4 protein-coding genes and 1 pseudogene are annotated in these 3,559 nt (G+C 58.9%); 3 read left to right on the top strand and 2 right to left on the bottom strand.

Annotation, left to right across the window (positions count from 1 at the left end):
• Both BP858_RS11870 and BP858_RS11865 read right to left on the bottom strand, forming a co-directional pair.
• Positions 1 to 251, bottom strand: a pseudogene (locus BP858_RS11870) (cell division protein FtsZ); the annotation flags it as partial.
• 10 nt (positions 252 to 261) lie between these two features.
• Complete coding sequence (locus BP858_RS11865) at positions 262 to 441, bottom strand: ribbon-helix-helix domain-containing protein (RefSeq protein ID WP_014868120.1); 180 nt, start codon at positions 439 to 441, stop codon at positions 262 to 264.
• A gap of 197 nt (positions 442 to 638) precedes the next feature.
• Here BP858_RS11865 and BP858_RS11860 point away from each other — a divergent pair, with 197 nt between their 5' ends.
• The 3 genes from BP858_RS11860 to BP858_RS11850 all read left to right on the top strand — a co-directional run bounded on the left by BP858_RS11860 (position 639) and on the right by BP858_RS11850 (position 3,541).
• On the top strand, positions 639 to 1,637 hold the full coding sequence (locus BP858_RS11860) for a pyridoxal phosphate-dependent aminotransferase (RefSeq protein ID WP_286879554.1): 999 nt from the start codon (positions 639 to 641) through the stop codon (positions 1,635 to 1,637).
• Positions 1,625 to 2,230: an NTP transferase domain-containing protein gene (locus BP858_RS11855; RefSeq protein WP_286879552.1), complete on the top strand. Its 606-nt coding sequence runs from the start codon at positions 1,625 to 1,627 to the stop codon at positions 2,228 to 2,230. The genes BP858_RS11860 and BP858_RS11855 overlap by 13 nt, the downstream gene beginning before the upstream one ends.
• Before the next feature lie 75 nt (positions 2,231 to 2,305).
• Positions 2,306 to 3,541, top strand: coding sequence for a TIGR00300 family protein (locus tag BP858_RS11850; protein ID WP_214166739.1), 1,236 nt, complete (start codon positions 2,306 to 2,308; stop codon positions 3,539 to 3,541).
• The last annotated feature ends 18 nt before the right edge of the window (positions 3,542 to 3,559 follow it).

Below are 3,559 nucleotides of genomic sequence, written 5' to 3'. Positions count from 1 at the left end.
TTGCCGACAAGCACCCTCTTGTCGGCCTGGATCATGTCCAGGTGCTGCTTGTCCGTGTTAATCGCGATCGTCTCTGCACCGTTGACCTGCATGTGGTACAGGCGGTTGATGGTGTTATTACCTGCACCGCCACACCCAACGATGACAATTCGGGGCTGGCCGAGGATGTCGTCTTCATCCCCGATTGTGTCCGTCTTCAGGTACTTTTCACGTTCAGCGTGTTTCAACGCCTCGTTGATGATCGTCTGCATCAAATACCTCCTAAACTTTGAATGAAATCTGCTCGGCCTCGCGGAGAACACGGTTTCCATGTTTCTCGAGAAGCGCCCTGACTGAGTACCGCACAGCTTCCGATACCGTGGGGAACTCGCCAGCCTCCACCAGCTTCTCGAGCATCTCAACCTGCTGCCGGGGCAATCTGATAGTTATCCGATCCATCATCTCAATCACTCATATCTGACATCTGGCAGACGCCTGGCCGCCATTTGTCAGACAGTCGTAATCTTCTTGTCTGACTGCATCAGATAAGGCATAATAACTTCCGTATAATATAAATACCTTCCGAAACGAATCGCCGGCCGACATAACGGTTTTATGGATAGCAACCGACAACATACCCTCAGAGGGTTGCCACCAATATGAGAGAAAACCTCCCGGAAAGAATGGAACATGGCGGTCGGGTACGCTGGCATCGGATCCGGGGAAGGGGCGAACTGCTTGATTTCAGCGCCAATATTAACCCCTATCCCCCGGATATACCCTGGACGCCGGATCCCTCGGTACTGAATGATTACCCGGACGACCGGTATGAGGCACTCAAAGAGGTGATCGGCAGGACGTTCGGGCGCGATGCGGCAGAGGTCGCTGTCGGCAACGGATCTATCGAATTGATCCGCGCGTTCTGTTCTGCGATGCTCGGACCCGGGGATGCTGCCTGCATCACACCCCCGACGTTTGCCGAGTATGAGATGGCGGTGCTGCTGGCCGGTGCGCGGTGCACCGCTGAGAGCAACGGAGCTGCTGTTCGGTTCCTCTGCAACCCGAACAACCCCACAGGAGCGCTTCATACCCGCCCCGAAGTCCTCCGGTTGCTTGCCGCGACCGCTGAGCAGGGAGCGTATCTCTTCCTCGACGAAGCGTTCATCGAGCTCTCCGACCCGCGCCAGAGCCTCGCCGACGTCTCCCACGAGAACCTCTTCGTCCTGCGCTCCCTGACAAAGAGCTTCGCCGTGCCGGGCATCAGGTTCGGGTATGGTTTCGGCACCCCCGAACTCATCGAGCGGGTGGAGACGGTGCGTCTTCCCTGGACAGTGAACACGTTTGCCGAGTCCTTTGCGATCGAGGCTTTCCGGAACTACGATACGCTTGAGGAGTCGCGGAAGAAGATTGCCCGGGAGCGTGGGTGGCTCTGTGACCACCTGGCCGGCCTTGGCCTTGTCTATGAGCCCCCGTCTGCAAACTATATCCTGGTAGAGGTACCGGTGGAAGCGGAGGTCCTGGTCGGGAGGCTCCTCCGCCATGACATCCTGGTCAGGGACTGCCGGTCGTTCGGGCTCCCCCGCCATATCCGCGTAGCGGTGCGGACTCACGAGGAGAACAGGCAACTCATTGAGGCGCTCGAAGCATGCTTGCCCTGATCATGGCCGGGGGAAAGGGGTCGCGGCTCCGGATGGGCGAAAAACCGCTGGTCACGATCTGTGCAAGACCCATGCTCTCCTACGTCATCGATGCCTTTGAGGTTGCAGAACATGAGGTTGTCGTGGTTGCCTCGCACCGGACGCCATACACCAAAAACTGGTGCCGGGCAAGAGGGGTCACCCTGTACGAGGCCGAGGGGCTTGGTTATGTTGAGGATATCCAGGCGGCGGCCGGGGATCTCGGGGAAGAGGGGACGCCCTTCTTCACCTGTGTCTCCGACCTCCCCTGTCTTGTGCCCGATATCATCACCAGTGTCGAGGATGCCTGGCACCGGGCGGGAACGCCGGGATGCTCCACGTGGGTGCCCCGCGACCTCTGCGAAGAGCACGGCTGCCGCACACAATATACGGAGACGGTCGACGGCACGCCGGCCTGCCCCGCCGGGATCAATATCCTGACTGCAGGCGATCTCGTTGGACCCCAGGAGGAACTGCGGCTCCTCCTGCACGATCGGAGGCTCGTCTTCAACATCAACACGCGCGAGGAACTTGCGCTGGTGCAGGAATACCTCTGCCGGAAGCGGATCCCGTAGCACCTGGTGGATGCCGCCTCCATCCTCATTTTCTCAAGAGAAACTGTATTATCGGATTATCGCCGACCTCTATATATGGAGTCCTGCCGGGAGATCGAACTAGAGGGACATATCATCGATTCAGGCATTATGACCCTGGTGTTCGACAAGATCATGGATATGGGAGGAGAATTCGAGATCCTCACGTTCAATGTCGGGAAGCTGAAGACTGATACGAGTTACGCACGCCTGCGCGTCTCTGCGCCTGACGACCAGCAACTCGATGCTATCCTCTCCGAACTGCACCGGCTCGGAGCGCGCACCCCCGAGATCAGTGACGTCACCCTTGTACCGGCAGAGGGCGACCGGATCCTTCCGAAGGGGTTCTACTCGACCACCAACCACCCGACCTTCGTGAAATACCAGGACGAGTGGCTGCCTGTCGAGCAGATCGAGATGGACTGCCACATCGTGGTCGATGAAGAGAATACGCGGGCGGTCTGCAAACCGATCTCAAAGATCAAGGCCGGCGACGCTGTTGTCGTAAGCGAGGCCGGGGTGCGTGTGATCTACCCGGAGCGGCCGAGGAAGGTCAGCACGTTTGAGTTCATGCACGGGACCGTCTCATCTGAGCGGCCGAGCGAGGCGATCATCGCAAGGATCGCCCGCGAGATCCTGAAGTTGAAGCAGGAGGGGGAGAAGATTGCGCTCGTCGGCGGCCCGGCAATCGTCCACACCGGGGCGGCAGGAGCCCTTGCAAAGATGATACGTGAAGGCTACATCGACGTGCTCTTTGCGGGGAACGCGCTTGCCACTCATGATATCGAGTCCAACCTCTTTGGCACGTCTCTTGGGATGGACGTCAGGACGGGCACGCTTGTCACCGGCGGGCATAAGCACCATATCTATGCCATCAGCGAGATTATGCGGGCCGGGTCCATCAGGAATGCGGTCGAGCAGGGGGTTGTCACCGGCGGGATCATGTACGAGTGCGTGAAGAAGGGTATCCCGTTTGTGCTTGCCGGTTCCATCCGGGACGACGGGCCGCTCCCCGACACGATCACGGACGTCGTAGAGGCGCAGGATGCCATGCGCCGTCATATCCAGGATCTCGGGATGGTGGTGATGGTCGGGACGCTCCTCCACTCCATCGCCGTCGGAAACTGTCTCCCCTCATACGTCAAGACCGTCTGCGTCGATATTAACCCCGCATCGGTGACGAAACTGATGGACCGGGGCACGACACAGGCGATCGGCGTCGTGAGCGATGCAGGGACGTTCCTCCCGCTGCTTGCAAAGCAGCTGGAGGAGCAGAAGAAAAAGACCTGCTAGTGGAGCATTTCATCTAAT

Source organism: Methanoculleus sp. UBA413, assembly GCF_002502935.1.
GTDB classification, from domain to species: domain Archaea; phylum Halobacteriota; class Methanomicrobia; order Methanomicrobiales; family Methanoculleaceae; genus Methanoculleus; species Methanoculleus bourgensis.
This window is presented reverse-complemented; position numbering and strand designations above follow the sequence as displayed.

Bases quoted from the DNA above. Each gene is read 5' to 3' on its own strand.
- BP858_RS11850 (WP_214166739.1), top strand. From the start codon at position 2,306: ATGGAGTCCTGCCGGGAGATCGAACTAGAGGGACATATCATCGATTCA.
- BP858_RS11860 (WP_286879554.1), top strand. From the start codon at position 639: ATGAGAGAAAACCTCCCGGAAAGAATGGAACATGGCGGTCGGGTACGC.
- BP858_RS11855 (WP_286879552.1), top strand. From the start codon at position 1,625: ATGCTTGCCCTGATCATGGCCGGGGGAAAGGGGTCGCGGCTCCGGATG.
- BP858_RS11865 (WP_014868120.1), bottom strand. From the start codon at position 441: ATGATGGATCGGATAACTATCAGATTGCCCCGGCAGCAGGTTGAGATG.